Source organism: Mastigocoleus sp. MO_188.B34, from assembly GCF_030065675.1.
GTDB lineage: Bacteria > Cyanobacteriota > Cyanobacteriia > Cyanobacteriales > Nostocaceae > Mastigocoleus.
Genome location: NZ_JASJDK010000077.1, coordinates 13,004 through 28,819 on the forward strand (window position 1 = coordinate 13,004; position 15,816 = coordinate 28,819).

Genomic DNA, 15,816 nt, shown 5'->3' on the forward strand with positions numbered 1-15,816 from the left:
TTTTTATCTGCTGTAACCAATGGACAGTTTTCTAAGATAGATGTGGCGACAATCAACCTGTTTTACTTTTTTTTTACTTTTCACTTGCGCGCAGCGCTACATCAACTTGCTGGTGGAAGTTCGACGGTCTTATTATCTTCGCGCATTTTCCGTGGTGCTTTCTTCCCAAAACCGTAGCGTACTGTATTAATAATCCATTTCTGGAAATTATCAATATAAGTAAATAATACCGGTACTACCACCAGAGTTAATAAAGTAGAAGTAGTAAAACCACCAATAATTGCAATTCCCATGGGTTGACGAATCTCCGCACCAGCACCCATACCCACCGCAACCGGAATTGTTCCAGCGATCGTTGATAAGGAAGTCATCAAAATCGGACGTAAGCGGGAAATTCCAGCTTCAATTAATGCTTGACGTTGGGGTTTACCTCGTTCCAAACCAATCAGAGTATAATCCACCAACAGAATTGAGTTTTTAGTCACAATTCCTAACAACAATACAATACCAATTAAGGCATATAGTCCCAAAGCTTTCTGAGCAATTAATAAAGCAATTAGGGTTCCTCCCAAGCATAAGGGTAATGCAACCATGATAGTAATGGGATGGAGAAAATTGTTGTATAGCAGCACCAAAATTGCATAAATCATCATAACCGCTAGTCCCAGCGCTCCCCCAAACCGACCGAAAATTTCTTGCATAATTTCGGCGTTACCACTAGGACGCTGCATCACTTCATCGGGTAAGTTTTGCAAAGCGGGTAATTTATTAACTGCTTGCAATGCTTCTCCCAAGGAAATACCATTTAAATTAGCTTCCAAAGAAACTTGACGCATGCGGTCAAAGCGATTGATGGTTGCAGGACCACTACCAAAACGAACCTCTGCGACGGATACTAAGGGAACTAACCCACCGTTTTGGGTTGGAACTTGGAGATTTCTAATCGTATTAATATTTTCTCTAGCTTGAGGATCGATTTGAACTCGGATGGGAATTTGTCGATCGGGAAGATTATATTTAGCTAAGTTTGCTTCATTGTCACCGATGGTTGCTAAGGAAGCAGTACGAGCAATAGATTGGACGGTAACTCCTAAATCAGCAGCCCGTAAGGGGTCAGGAATCACCAAAATTTCTGGTTTCACCAAACTAGCGGAAGAAGAAACTTCAACTAAACCAGGTACGCTGCGCATTTGGCTTTCGAGATTTTGAGCGACTTGGTTTAAAGCTTCAGGATTTTCACTTTGCAACACCAAAGTAACATCTCTGCGTCCTCCCACCGAACCGGTACTGCTAAAACTAATTCTAGCTCCGGGAATTTGTTCGAATAAGGGGCGAATTTGTTGCTCGAATTCCCCTTGGGAAATATCTCGTTCCGTTCTCGGTACTAAATTGACAGTTAAAGTTGCAGAATTTATCTCTTCAGTTGCTAAAACATTTTCGACGATTGGGCTTTGTCGGAGAAAATCTGTTGCTTGTTTAACGGTTTTATTAGTATCTTGAAGGGTTGAACCAGGTGGTAATTCAATATTTACAGTTGAAAGTCCAATATCCCCACTATCAACTAAACCTGTGGGAATATAAGGAACTAACATTAAACTAGCAATAAAGAAACCTAAAGCCAGACCGAGGGTAGTAATTCTATGACGTAACGCCCATCTAAGTAAGGAACCATAGGGTTGAAATTTATTACTAAATGATCCATTTCTAGAGGTATTATTTCTCCGTATTTTACTTCTAGATGTTGGATACTTAAATAATATATTCCTCAGTAATTTATTTCTAAATAATATCTTTTTAAATAAAGGTAATTTAATTTTCTCACTAATTTTCCAGCTTTTTTTAACAGTACTAGAATTTGAGCTTAATAATGAACTAGAAGTTGATAATGAGCTAGAACTTGATTCTGGTGATTTTTGTTGTAATAAATATGCCCCCATCATCGGCGTCATTAATCGCGCAACTGTGGTAGAAAATACCGTCGCAGCAGTAATGGTCACCGCAAAAGGTTGGAAAAATTGACCCGGAATACCACCCATAAAAGCAACTGGTAAAAATACCGCAACAATAGTTGCAGAAGTTGCAATTACAGCCAAACCCATTTCCGCAGAAGAATCAAAAGCAGCTTGACGGGGCGTTTTACCCATAGCCATGTGGCGTTCCATATTTTCAATTTCTACCACCGCGTCATCCACTAGGTTACCCACCGCTAACCCCAAACCAAGTAAGGTCATATTATTGAGGGTGTAACCCAAAGCATGCTGTACCCAAAAAGTAGGAATAACTGATAAAGGTAAAGTAACAGCAGTAATTAATGTTGCCCGCCAGTTACGTAAAAATAATAAAATTACCAGTACCGCCATTACCGAAGCTACGATTAACTCCTGCATGGTACTTTGGTAAGAATTACGGACAAAGGTCGCCCTAGTAAAAATTAATTTTATTTTGACATCTTCCGGTAAAGTTTTTTCCAGTTTACTAACCGCAGCTTTCACACCTTCTTCCACCGTAACCATCACGCTACCGGTACTGCGTAAAACCTGGAAAGCAACCACAGGTTGGTTATTTAGTTTTGCACTTTGACGGATTTCAGCAAAACTATCTTCTACCGTTCCCAAACTGGATAATGGTACAGAACCACCATTTGGCAAAATAATTTCGTAATCCCTTAAAACATCCACACTGGGAGCACTTCCCAGGGTTCTAATACTTTGTTCCCGACCCCCAACAGTCGCCCGTCCCCCCGGTAAATTAATATTTAGGGCGCGTAATTGGTCATTTACCTGGGTAGCAGTAATTCCTAAAGACTGTAAGCGATCGGGTTCTAAATTTACCCGAATTTCGCGATCGACTCCCCCTACCCGGTTAATTTGAGCAACACCTTTAACAGCTAATAAAGAGCGACTAATGGTTTGGTCAACTAAATTACTTAACTCCTGCACCGAACGTTGCTCGGAACTGACCGTATAGGTCATGATAGCCCCACCAGCAAATTCCAATCGTTGAACGATGGGGTCGTTAATATCTTGCGGTAAATCCTGACGAATTTGAGCAACCGCATTGCGAACATCATTAGTAGCGCGATCGCTATCAGTTCCTAAATCAAAATTAATTGTGGTAGTAGAAATACCATCATTAACCACAGAGCGTAAATCATCAATATTACCCAACCCAGCAACAGCATCTTCAATTTTCTTTGTTACCTGAGATTCCAACTCAGCAGGTCCCGCACCGGGTTGAGTTACCGTAACCTGTACAGCGGGAACATCAATATTAGGATTAGTATCGATTCCCAAAGAATTAAAAGAGAACCAACCAACAACAGTTAACAATAAAAATAAAACTATAGTCGGAATCGGTTTTTTAATAGACCAAGCTGAAACATTGAAAGACATTTTTTTGGGGATGGGTAACTGGTAATGGGTAATTGGTAATTGGTAATTGGTAATTGCTATCTCATCACTTCCACTTCTGACTCCTGACTCCTGACTCCTGACTTCTGACTCATTACTTTTGACTTTTTACTTTTTACTTCCAACTTCCACCACCCTCACCTTGTCTCCATCTTTGAGATAACCAGCACCGGAAACAACTACGCGATCGCCAGCTTGCAAACCACTTTTAATTTCCACATTTCCATCATCCATACTCTCCCCTACTTCTATTTTCTGGGAACGGACTTTTTCTTCTTCGGAAAGGGTAAAGACAATTGCATTACCATCGGATTGATATAACAAAGCTTTCTTAGGTACTGCTAAACCTAAAGTGGAATTTGTATTAATTTCCGCCCGAGCAAACATTCCCGGTTTGAGTTCGTTGGTTGCAGGTAAATCAATTTTGACGATTGCTGCTCGTTTATTGTTCACTAAAGGTTCTATGCTGCTAACCTTTCCTTCTAATTGCACCCCATTATTTGCACCGGAAATTACCTTGGCTGAATTACCAACTTTAACCCGTGCTAACTGAGTATCGGGAACTTCAGCTTGTAATTCCAAAGCACCATCACTAATAATCGAAAATAACTTTTGGGTACCTCCAACAGTTGTTGCTACCTGGGTTTGGGGTGGAATACCAGTAACATCACCTACCCGCGCTAACATTTCTGCGACGATTCCAGACACCGGAGCCCGAACAATGGTTTGTCCCAATTGAGTTCTTAATTGTTGCACTCTAGCTTGACTACTACGAACATTTGCTTGAGCACTTTTTATCTTCGCCTGAGCGCTTAAAATTCCCGCCCGAGAACTGCTAATACTAGCCTGTGCACTAATCACATTAGCCCTTGCTGTTTGAACATTTGCTTCAGCTAAACGTACCGCTTCCCGCGCTGTCGCCAAATCCGTAGTACTGCTATCTAATTCTCGGGTACTAATTGCACCTTCTCCAGCTAATTTCTGATTTCGTTGAAAATTCCGTTCTACGTCAGCCAGTCTAGCTTTAGCTTGTGCGACATCAGCCAATCTTTGTTTGACGATCGCCTGATTTGCAGCTACATTCGCTTTTGCTGACTCCAACGCTGCTTGTTGTGACGCTAAATCAGCATTTCTGGAAGCGACTTCCGCTTGTTGCGACTCCACATCGGCTTTTGCTTGGCGAATTTGCTCTTGTAACAGGGAATCATCCAACACCGCCATAACTTGACCCTGTTTCACAAAATCCCCTTGTTTTACCCGAACTTCCTTTACCTGTAGATTATTTGCTTGGGGTAAAACTGGAATTAAATTACGTGCAGCAATACTTCCTCTAGTATTCAGAGTGCGAATAATTCTGCTGGATTTAACAGGCGTAGTGGTAACAGTCATTGTAGGAGCAAGATTTGCGGCTTGTGCTGTTTGACTGGTATCTTCAATCTGCTGACTAGCAACATTATTTCTAGTCGATACCCTCATACCGCCCAAACCAAACAGCAATCCCAAAACACTACCCAGTAGAAATGGCATTAACCAAGGACGCTGTTTTGTTTCAATCACCGTTTTGTCAATGACTGTTTTATCCATTGTTTCCTCTTTTTTCACTTCAGGAAAATATTCCTCGCCCATAATTACAGCCTCCACCCTGCTTTGCGATTGCTTTTTGATATTCCCGGAGGGAACATTGCTACATAAACTTCTTTAAGATAAATTACGAAGTATTGCCTTATTTTAATATTACTCATTTTGTCACAATTTGGTGGGGAGATTGTGTATTTTCCACTATGACTAAAGTCATAACTTTATGAAAATTCTTCGTTTCAATTAAAAAAAAAGCCAATACATAAAGTTAGCGAGTGAAGGGGAAATCGAAGAATAATTTTTCGATTAACGAATGTGTTTGTGAATGCTTTTAAGTTAAAAAGTATACGAAGTTGTTGTCCCGAAAGGGTATTTTGGGCATGCTAAGAATGAAGGTAAATCATAAAGATGACATCAAGATTAGTAGCAAAAATGATTCACATCATTGCTGCGACTATAAAAACAAAATATATGTTTTTTCAATCAGTAAAACCACTTAATAAAAAATATGTTTAATGCCACTGAAATTTTAATAGATGCTTTTGTAGATCGAATTCGAGAGGGTTATCACCGCACATACGGTTGTCTAAAAACTGACTACCAAGACATTATTGCTTGGGCTGGTAGTATGGCTTTAGAGAACATTGCCAATAGCGATGCTTTATATCATAACGTCGAACATACAGTACTTGTAACTTTAGTTGGACAAGAAATATTGCGAGGGAAACATATTCGCGAAGGTGGAATTTCTAGTGAAGATTGGTTGCATTTTATTATTTCCTTGGTATGTCATGATATCGGTTACGTGAAAGGGGTGTGTCAGACAGATCGAGAAGATAAAGGATTATATGCAACAGGTGAAGGCGATAAAATGGTTCAACTGCGCGTAGGTGCTTCCGATGCGAGTTTGACTCCTTACCATGTAGATCGAGCAAAATTATTTACTGATGAAAGATTTGGCGGTCATAAATTAATAGATGTAGAGGTAGTAAAAAGTAATATTGAATTAACTCGTTTTCCCGTACCCACAAAGGAAGATCATCAAGAAACTAACAACCATCCCGGCTTGGTGCGTGCTGCAGATTTAATTGGACAATTAAGCGATCCCCGTTACTTAAAAAAAATTACATTATTATTTTATGAATTTGAAGAAACGGGAATGAACCAAGTGTTGGGTTATGAAACACCTGCAGATTTACGTAAAAACTATGCAAAATTTTACTGGAATGGTGTTTATCCTTATATTCAGGATGCTTTGCGCTATTTATCTCTTACTCAGCAAGGAAAGCAAATAGTAGCAAATCTCTATTCCAACGTATTTGTCGTAGAACACGAAAGATCCAGTGAGGATAAATTACACTTAGTCGAAAGATTACACGCTTGAGCAGTTGTCAGTTAAAATTTTTCTAATCCCAAATCCCCAATCCCAAATCACCAATCCCTAGTGTAAATTTGTAGGTAGTAAATTTGTAAAAAGTAGATACCTATGAATTGGTGGCAAAGATTAAAGAATAATCCTTTGGCGAAATTCGGCGCAATTGTACTGCTAGTATTCTATTTTGCAGTCATTGCAGCCGATTTTGTTGCTCCGTATGATTCCTTAGCACAGCAACCCAATGGCTCTCTACTACCACCAACTAGGATTTACTGGGTTTCTCAATCATCAGATAATCAAACATCTGGCAAATTTATTGGACCACACATCTACCCAACAACCCAAGGAGAAACGGATTTAGAAACAGGTAAACGGGAAATTATTCGCGACTTTAGCAAACCTTCACCCCTAAGATTATTTGCTCAAGGGAGAAAATATAATCTGTTTGAAATTAAACTACCCCTACCTCCAGAATGGGAAGATACTACTATATTTCCGGGTATACCCTTAAGCTTGCATTTATATGATGCTGTTGGGGAAGCGAAATTCAATATATTAGGAACTGACGATCAGGGAAGAGACCAATTTAGCCGTTTAGTATACGGCGGTCGAATCAGTTTATTTATCGGAATAATAGGTGTAATCCTCACCTTCCCCTTGGGTATGGTTATCGGTGGTATTTCAGGTTACTTTGGCGGTTGGGTAGACACCATAATCATGCGATTTGCTGAAGTTATTATGACCTTCCCCAGTATTTATTTGTTGGTGACCCTAGGTGCGGTATTACCACCAGGATTATCAAGTACTCAACGTTTTTTACTAATTATAGTTATTACTTCTTTTATTAGTTGGGCAGGTTTAGCGCGGGTAATTCGCGGACAGGTGCTATCAATTAAAGAACGAGAATTTGTTCAAGCCGCAAAAGTAATGGGTGGAAATCCTTTGTATATTATTTTGCGCCATGTTTTACCACAAACTGCCACTTATATTATTATCTCTGCAACCCTTGCAGTTCCTAGCTTCATTAGTGCAGAAGCAGTATTAAGCTTGATTGGTTTGGGAATTCAACAGCCAGATGCTTCTTGGGGGAATATGCTATCCTTAGCAACAAATGCTTCCATTTTGGTATTGCAACCTTGGTTGATATGGCCTCCAGCCTTACTAATTATTTTGACAGTTTTATCATTTAACGTGCTAGGTGATGGCTTGAGGGATGCTTTAGATCCTCGGAGTTTGCAGAGATAAGCGATAGCACGCAGTGCTATCGCCAATCCCCAATCTCTAATCCCCAGCCCCCTGAACCAACACCCTACGAGCTAACTTCGCGTAGGTTTTAACTGTTTCATAAGGCATTTCTAGATCGGTTGCAATATCTTGTAAAGATTCCCCGAATTCCCGCCTTGCAAGAATAGTTGCTCTTTTCTGACATACGGAAATCGCCCGCTCTCCTCCCGTCCGCTTTTGCTTTGACATCAAAATATCAGTAATTTGGGAAATTCTTGAAGCTAATATAGTCTCCAGTGATGGTGTTTCACTATCTTTATCTTCCTCTTTTAAGGAATCTAAACGGGTTTGTCCCAGACCAAAAGTAGTTTTATGACCAGTACCACAATAGGGAGCAAGTTGACCGAGGGCATAAAATAAATTTACATATTCAGAATTTGAAAATGCATCCTTGGTTAAACCAAATTCCACCTCACCCGTAAATCCAGTAACTGAACCTCTTTTTCCTGCTGCTACTTTGGTTGTAGATATTTTATGGCGGTGAATGATTACGTTTTTATCTATCCATCCCAAGAAATCTTCCTGCTCTACAGGTAACCCAGAAAAATCGTTCCACCGTCGTAAATAACTTTGAAAAACATTAAAAGGTAGTGGTAAGGGAAAATGATGTCCTTTGCGACGAAAACTGGTAGGACTAATAAAACTCAAAGATAGGTGATTTTTAGCTTCTGTTTGTAATAATTGAGCATAGGTAGTTGCTTGATGAGCGATCGCAACTGATTTAATTTTTAAAGGTGCATTACGGAGGTCAATAATTGGTGGTAGATTCTGTAACCAAGTCGCCATCCATTCAACGACTCGCGATGATAATGCAGACAAATACCAACGATAGTTGTAGTCTGCTAAAAGTTGCAATTGTCTGCCATTATTTAATATATCTCCTTCCAAACGAGAAATAGTAAAAGGCTTTTCTGATTCTCCATCATGCAAATATGCTGATAAATAGGGATTTGTTTGTCGTACTCGATCTAAAAACCAGGCATGGAGTCCTTTAGCATATTCTGGGAATATAGTAGAGTTACCGACCGGTGTGACATCAAAAACAATACCGACCAATTCGGTATCAGATGGCAAAGTCAGGGCTTTTTTGGATGATGATTTTTTACGAGTGCGTGGAGACATTAGACATGCTGGGGATTGGGGACTGGAAGTTGGATGTTAGGAATTAGGGATTGCAGTTTTTTAATTATTTGAACCATACATCCGAAAATCAAAATCTTTGTCCTGGAGTTAGCAATGCTACGTTTTTGCAATAGAGTCTATTTACTTGAAAATAACTGTGATGCAACCAATGAGTATATTGATTAGGACATTATATTGCGGTTAGAAGAGAACGGGGAACAAAAAAATATTTTATTAATTGTAGCGATTGTTGTACTTATCTGTTAGAAATCTGGATTAAATAAAGCAGAAAAGTAGGTTGCTGTTAGCATAGTGCAACCCCGTTGTTTACTTCCCATACCTTAGAGCAAACGCTGATGGTAATGACCATATTCGATTACTTTCAGATAATACCTTTGGTTTCAAGGATTTACCCGATGGTGGCGATCGCGACTACAATGACTCAATCGTTAAAGTTGATTTTACGGTTTAACCAAAACACCACAATTCCCCAACTATAGTGTATCTACAGTTGGGATAATCCACAGAGCTTTTTGGTAAGTCTTGATTTTCGAGTTATTATATTTGCGTAATCATTAATACTTACTCAACCTTGCATTACAACATCTCATTTTTGCAACACAATCAATCATCCCAACGATAAATATTTAAATGAAAAGCACGCACCCCTTTAGGGGCAAACAAAACTTATAACTTCTGTAAGCAGCTTTTTATACCATTAACAGTAATCAAGAAGTTTTATTGTTTTGACTGCTTACCTTCGCTCAACTATATCTATCTCAAGGGTTTTGATAAGTCACTACATTATTATTTCACCAGAGTGATGGAAGAGCGATACATGGGTATCAATCATACTAAATCTGGGTTAATTACCCCTTTTTAGAATGAGAGAGGGAAGTGTGGGAAGTGTGGGGGGAAATCCCAAAAATATAAAGGGGTTTTAAAAATCGGATTTTGTATCATATCATGTCCGGTAAAACACTTACGATAAGGTTCGTAGTAGCGCTTGAGGACCAATATCTTTACTATGGCGCTAAAGTGCTACTACAAACAAACATATTTTTCATAAGTAATTAAGCGGACATGATATCACTTCCATTTTTTCTCTGCATATATAGATCTCATTCGGGATTATATATAACAAGACGCTTCCAGAAAATTGATGTAGAACTAATCTACTTGATTCCTAGAAGCGTTTTTTTTAATTTAAGGAAAGAAGCTTAGAAGCGGTTGTTTCGACGACCACCACCAAATGAACTTCGGTCTTCACGGGGTGTAGCTTTGTTGACCTTTATATTCCGCTCCATCCATTCTGCTCCATCTAAAGCTTGAATAGCTTTATCTTCATCCTCTTCGGATACCATTTCTACAAAAGCAAATCCTCGGACGCGACCTGTTTCGCGGTCGGTAGGAATATGAACCCGTTTAACAGTTCCATACTCCGTAAAGACTTCATTTAAGTCTTCTTGATTAACTTCGTAAGATAAGTTACCTACATAAATTGACATACTTTTATTGTCTTCTCAATGAGATGTTGTGTATTTAGAGAGACAAGATTATTCGAAAAGAAATATCTCAATACTTTACGGGAAAACCTTTGATACTGAATACCAACTTAATCGCTAATCTTCTGATTCTCAACTTCAATTATAACATAAGGCATGGGAGTGTCAAAAAAACCTAAAAGATAACCAAAATAGATCTTACGCACTCATTACCTTAGCATAGCGAGTACCGAAGGGATTTATTTTCAATGTTTTGAGATTGCTATTTCCTTACGGAAACACTGAACAGCTCCTTACGGCGTAAGGGGAACTGGAGGCTTTGCCGTCGCCGCAGGCTCTGCCATTTAGGCTTTATGCTAACCTATCCTCCCAATGACCGTATTTACGTTGTTCATGGGTAAGTCCTGCAAAAAATAAAATATCAGGAATAACTTAATTATATTAACATCATTATTCCCGACTTGAAGGCAAATAGTGGGAATTTTGAAATCAGAGATTAAAATCGAATCCTATGATTAGCTCAATTTGCCGATCGTGTCTATTACTATAAAACAGCCTGTTTGGGCATTTATTTCGTTATTCACAAACTGTCTACTGCTATTTGCACTAGTCCTGGTGGTTGGGAAACAGCAAGGAAATAATCGTTTTTTGGGGACAATGACCGCTGTTTCTGATCGAACTCCATCAAAAAATCAAGCCATAAACACCTTGGCTTCCATGGGTAAGCGTCACAAACTTAATTATCAGCAGTGGGTAGATATCCTCAAACAAGAAGCACGTGTTGCTGCAGAAAAAAAACCTTCCAATTTGTCGATTCTTGCTGGTGACTCCTTATCTTTATGGTTTCCCCCAGAATTATTACCAGAAGAAAAACATTGGTTAAATCAGGGAATTTCTGGGGAAAAAAGCCAGGGTTTACTCAAAAGATTAAATTTATTTGACAAAACCCAGCCAAAAGCAATTTTTGTGATGATAGGTATTAACGATTTGATTGCAGGAGTTAGTGATCGCGAAATTTTAGAAAACCAAGAAAAAATTGTCGATTACCTGCAAAACACCCATCCCAAAACCGAAATAATAGTACAGTCGATCTTACCCCACGGGTCGCGACAAGCAACTTGGGAAGGGAAAGACAAACTTTTACAAACTCCTAATAGTCGCATTCGTAAATTAAATAAAAAATTACTTGCAATTGCCAAAAAGCGAGGTGTAAAATTTCTGAATTTATATCCCCTTTTCGCAGATTCCCAGGGAAATCTGCGTCTAGAGCTTAGTACTGATGGTTTGCATTTAAATTCTCAAGGTTACATTGTGTGGCGTACAGCCTTGCAATTGTATACTCAAATGGAATTGGGGAATCGGAAAAAAGAATGAAGGAGGTAGCAGCCAGGAAACAGGAGCCAGAATCCAGGATTCAGGAATCCGGAAGTAAAATCCAGGAAAAATAAACCAGGAGAACAAACTGAATGATGAGAAGCTTATTACCAAGAGATACGGGTCTTAGTCGAATTAATTGTATAAGTCGTAAATGTGACTCAAGCACAAAGCTTTCTGAGCTTCAATAAAATAAAGGTTGGGATTACATTTTTATGTTTACCAATCCCTAAAATTCTGACTCCTTATTCCTAACTACTGTACAGACGTGACATGTGACGTCTCTAAAATTTCTGACTCCAAAAACAGATAAATTTAAATCTTACCAACCCCACTGTGGACTGCTCAGGTGAAAATAAATAAATAGCAAGCAACTCCAGATGAAAGAAATAATGGATACTAAAGCTTTTAAACGGTCACTCCACCACTCCGAAAATTACTATCGTCGGGGATTTGGTCATCAAGCAGAAGTGTCCACTCAATTTGACTCCGAATATAAAAGTAATTTCATTCAACAGATCCGGGATAACAATAATACCCTAGAACAGGGTGACGTTACTATTCGACTAGCAGAAGCTTTTGGTTTTTGCTGGGGTGTAGAACGTGCTGTAGCGATCGCTTATGAAGCTCGCAAGCATTTTCCTACAGAACGTGTCTGGATTACCAATGAGATTATTCATAATCCTTCAGTAAATCAATATCTGCGGGATATGCAAATTGAATTTATTCCAGCAGAAGGAATAGAAAAAAAAGACTTTTCTGTCGTAGAATCTGGAGATGTAGTAATTTTACCCGCCTTTGGTGCTAGCGTTCAGGAAATGAAATTACTGAATGATAAAGGCTGTAAAATTGTAGATACTACTTGTCCTTGGGTTTCTAAAGTTTGGAATACGGTTGAAAAGCATAAAAAAGGTGAATATACTTCCATTATTCATGGTAAGTACAAGCACGAAGAAACCCTAGCTACTAGTTCTTTTGCTGGTAAGTATTTAGTTGTTTTAAACTTGGAAGAAGCTGAATATGTCAGCAACTACATTTTAAATGGTGGAAACCGCGAAGAATTTCTAGCTAAATTTGGTCAAGCTTATTCTGATGGATTTGACCCAGATCGCGATTTAGAACAGATTGGAATTGCAAACCAAACTACCATGCTCAAAAGCGAAACCGAACAAATTGGTAAACTTTTCGAGCGTACCATGATGAAAAAGTATGGTCCAATTGAATTAAATCAACATTTTCAAAGCTTTAATACCATCTGTGATGCAACCCAAGAACGCCAAGATGCCATGTTAGAGTTAGTTAAAGAAAAACTTGATTTAATGGTAGTGGTTGGTGGTTTTAACTCTTCCAATACTTCCCACCTCCAAGGAATTGGGTTAGACAACAGAATTCCTTCCTATCATATCGACACCGTTGAGAGAATTCTTCCAGAAAATAGGATTGAATATCGTCAGTTGAACGGTGAACATGCGATTAAGGAAAATTGGCTACCAGATGGGAAAATTGTTGTTGGAGTTAGTTCTGGCGCATCTACTCCCGATAAAGTTGTAGAAGATGTAGTTGTGAAAATTCTTGAATTAAAGAATGCTACTACATTAGTTTAAAAAAAATTGCAGTTGCCATAGACAACTGCTTTTTATTTATTATGCTTTCAAACTCATTAGTGTGGGAATGATCTGATTCAGATAAATGGAATTAGATAGTCAAGAAACAAGATTATCAAGGTTTGAAAATTTTCGATTCTGTTAAGCAATGATTGAAAATAAAGTTAAGTGTTTAAGTATTTTATGCTTCTTGCTTACGTTTATGCTTGAGGCTAGAAACGCTACCAAAAGCACCAACAGCTAATAGACCAAGTATTGAAGCGGGTTCTGGCACAGATTCAGGTATCTCATTCACTAAAAACGAAACCTGATCGATATGTGGTGAAGCTACACTACTATTTTGATTCCCTTGAAATCCAATCGTAATTTTCTCACCCGCCATAACACTTAGTTTAAATAGATTTTCAGTCCAAGAACTACCATTTGCTGAAATTGTTGTATTCAAAAGATTACCTGACATCGAACCAAGTACTGAAACTGTTCCTGTTCCAGCTGCACGACTCCATGCATCGAATGAAAATAACGCATTTGTATCAATGTTATTTCCGAGTGTAAAACTTTGAGTAATAGTTGCATTTCGATGTAAGTTTGTCTCAAGATGTTTACCAGTTCCCAAACCATCACTACCTATAGCAGGAGAACCTATTTTCCCTTGATTCCATAACTCAAATCCTGCTTTTTCACTAGTTTCCCAGCCATTAAGGTTAGGTGCAATAAACCAATTACTTGTTCCTTGTGCTTCTTCAAACTCACCGTTAGTAACCATTTCAAAGGATGCAGCGCGAGCTTGTCCTGGAATTGCGCTAAAACCTAAAACTAAACCAACAGCAGCAATTGCTAATTTATTAAATAGTTTCATTCTCTTATCCCCTTCTCAATTCAGTATTGTTTTGAAAACTGTTTTCTATATTTCAGTGATAATTCACCATTAATAGCAATTGCAAGAGATAATCTGATACTTTTACAGCATCTTACAAAACATCGTATTTATAGCATTTCAGAAGAATACTTAAGGGATAAATTCACTTCTTCAAGTAACTTTAAGTACTCCATGATTTGAACTTATTCAGTAATAAAACTTATTTCCAAGGTAAAGTATGCAAAAACCATTTATAACATCACCGTATTTCGGAAATTTATTTGATGCTCAATTACGGAAATATATATCAATCGCCTAGAATAATACGTGGTTATACGCTGCAAGCATACCCTAGCAGCTAATTATCATCACAAGTGACAGATGACAAAACATGAAAATATTTGACGTTATAGAAGAAGCAATAAAAAAACCACCAATTCCCCACGAACCATCTCGACAATCTTTGAAAGCTTGGGCGATGTATTGCTTGCGAGATCGGGGATTTAAAGTTGTATATGCGCAAAATGCTGATTTTGCTGTTGAAAATAAAGATGGAACAAAAATTTATTTTAAAGTTAGCAATGACGCTGAAGATTTAGATAGTCAAGTCAGTTGGATAGTTTGGGATTCTACAAATAAAACAGCAACTTTAATTCCACCATCCACTTAAGCTAGTTTTTGAAAAACCATAAAATGCTGCTGTGGTAAAAAATTATCTGTTTTGCACCAAATTAAACCCACGGCTTGCATTTCTTTCTTTACTTGCTTTTGAGTCATTTTGTGTAACCCTTTAATCATAATTAAAGGATTCTCACCCCGATATTCGACCAAAATGACCTTACCACCAGGTTTGAGAGCCTTATTAATACTTGTCATTACCTCACGGGGATACTCAAACTCGTGATATGCGTCCACCATTAACGCCAAGTCTATACTTTCAGGCGGTAATTTGCTGTCCATAGGAGTTGCTAAAACAGTTTCAACATTGTTAACGTTGTTCTCCTGTTTCAGAAACTCAATAATATCAATCATTTCTGGCTGAATATCAACCGCTACGACCTTACCTGTCGTGAGTAAAGGTGCGATACGAAAACTTAAATAACCAGTACCAGCACCAATATCTGCAACTACACTATCAGGATTCAAGTTGAGGGCTTTGATGATTTTACTGGGTTTTTCTTCTGGTTCGCGGGAAGGTCTTTCTAACCACAGCGCTTCAGAATATCCAATAACTTTAGCAATTTCCCGACCCATGTAAAACTTACCAATACCATTGGGGTTATGAGCCAGACGTTGTTCGTATATACTAAATAATCCAGAATCAAATAGTCCAGAATCTGCCCTAGCTTCAGTGACAGGATAGAGTAATAAACCCGACAAAAATATCAACAAAATCGCGAGCCTTCCCAAGGAAGTTAAACAAAAGGCGATCGCGCTTAAAAAATGATACTTATAATTGGGAATCATCGCAATTAATTGTGATATCTGTTGGATATTTACTATGAAAGATTCAGACTGAGAAAAATCCAGACTGAAAGATCCAGGAAAAATTTATTACCGTAATTGGGACATAACTTAGTATATTATGTTCCCAAGGTAAAACTTGGGAACGAATGAAAAATTGAATAGGTGCATCAAATACTTATGCAGAACTGCCACTAGCAGCAACGCTCACACCTTGTTCGTCAGCAAGCCCAACTAACTT

The 15,816-nt window shown here is 38.4% G+C and carries 12 protein-coding genes; 6 read left to right on the forward strand and 6 right to left on the reverse strand.

Translation table 11 applies throughout. The annotated features are described in order from the left end of the window. Positions 1–101: 101 nt before the first annotated feature. Positions 102–3,392: an efflux RND transporter permease subunit gene (locus tag QNJ50_RS18015; protein WP_300637702.1), complete on the reverse strand. Its 3,291-nt coding sequence runs from the start codon at positions 3,390–3,392 to the stop codon at positions 102–104. A 126-nt stretch (positions 3,393–3,518) separates the two neighbouring features. Then, a complete protein-coding gene (locus QNJ50_RS18020; RefSeq protein WP_300637704.1) occupies positions 3,519–5,036 on the reverse strand; it encodes an efflux RND transporter periplasmic adaptor subunit in 1,518 nt (505 codons plus the stop codon). A gap of 460 nt (positions 5,037–5,496) precedes the next feature. On the opposite strand from QNJ50_RS18020, the gene QNJ50_RS18025 reads away from it, so the two are divergent. Both QNJ50_RS18025 and QNJ50_RS18030 read left to right on the forward strand, forming a co-directional pair. Beyond that, positions 5,497–6,372 carry an Npun_R2479 family HD domain-containing metalloprotein gene (locus tag QNJ50_RS18025; protein WP_300637706.1) on the forward strand — a complete coding sequence of 292 codons (876 nt, stop codon included), beginning with the start codon at positions 5,497–5,499 and terminating at the stop codon, positions 6,370–6,372. A 102-nt stretch (positions 6,373–6,474) separates the two neighbouring features. Beyond that, positions 6,475–7,608 (forward strand): ABC transporter permease, encoded by a 1,134-nt coding sequence (locus QNJ50_RS18030; protein ID WP_300637709.1) that lies wholly within the window; start codon positions 6,475–6,477, stop codon positions 7,606–7,608. A 36-nt stretch (positions 7,609–7,644) separates the two neighbouring features. Here QNJ50_RS18030 and cas6 read toward each other — a convergent pair whose 3' ends face one another. Next, positions 7,645–8,769, reverse strand: a complete 1,125-nt coding sequence (gene cas6 / locus QNJ50_RS18035; RefSeq protein WP_300637711.1) for a CRISPR-associated endoribonuclease Cas6 — start codon at positions 8,767–8,769, stop codon at positions 7,645–7,647. 370 nt (positions 8,770–9,139) lie between these two features. Between cas6 and QNJ50_RS18040 the strand changes: the two genes are divergently transcribed. Further along, a complete protein-coding gene (locus QNJ50_RS18040) occupies positions 9,140–9,241 on the forward strand; it encodes a DUF4114 domain-containing protein (protein ID WP_300637725.1) in 102 nt (33 codons plus the stop codon). A 748-nt stretch (positions 9,242–9,989) separates the two neighbouring features. On the opposite strand, the gene QNJ50_RS18045 is transcribed toward QNJ50_RS18040, so the two are convergent. Further along, on the reverse strand, positions 9,990–10,277 hold the full coding sequence (locus tag QNJ50_RS18045) for an RNA-binding protein (protein WP_300637713.1): 288 nt from the start codon (positions 10,275–10,277) through the stop codon (positions 9,990–9,992). Between the two features lie 531 nt (positions 10,278–10,808). Here QNJ50_RS18045 and QNJ50_RS18050 point away from each other — a divergent pair. Then, entirely contained in the window at positions 10,809–11,648 is an 840-nt protein-coding gene (locus QNJ50_RS18050) for an SGNH/GDSL hydrolase family protein (RefSeq protein ID WP_300637715.1), read from the forward strand. 392 nt (positions 11,649–12,040) lie between these two features. Continuing rightward, on the forward strand, positions 12,041–13,252 hold the full coding sequence (locus tag QNJ50_RS18055; protein WP_300637727.1) for a 4-hydroxy-3-methylbut-2-enyl diphosphate reductase: 1,212 nt from the start codon (positions 12,041–12,043) through the stop codon (positions 13,250–13,252). A gap of 181 nt (positions 13,253–13,433) precedes the next feature. Here QNJ50_RS18055 and QNJ50_RS18060 read toward each other — a convergent pair whose 3' ends face one another. Further along, positions 13,434–14,111 (reverse strand): PEP-CTERM sorting domain-containing protein, encoded by a 678-nt coding sequence (locus tag QNJ50_RS18060; protein WP_300637717.1) that lies wholly within the window; start codon positions 14,109–14,111, stop codon positions 13,434–13,436. Between the two features lie 391 nt (positions 14,112–14,502). Here QNJ50_RS18060 and QNJ50_RS18065 point away from each other — a divergent pair, with 391 nt between their 5' ends. Beyond that, positions 14,503–14,781, forward strand: coding sequence for a hypothetical protein (locus QNJ50_RS18065; protein ID WP_300637719.1), 279 nt, complete (start codon positions 14,503–14,505; stop codon positions 14,779–14,781). Here the strand turns inward: QNJ50_RS18065 and QNJ50_RS18070 are convergent. After that, the gene (locus tag QNJ50_RS18070; protein WP_300637721.1) at positions 14,778–15,578 is read right to left on the reverse strand and encodes a methyltransferase domain-containing protein; all 801 of its coding nucleotides are present in this window, start codon (positions 15,576–15,578) and stop codon (positions 14,778–14,780) included. The genes QNJ50_RS18065 and QNJ50_RS18070 overlap by 4 nt on opposite strands. Positions 15,579–15,816: the final 238 nt, after the last annotated feature.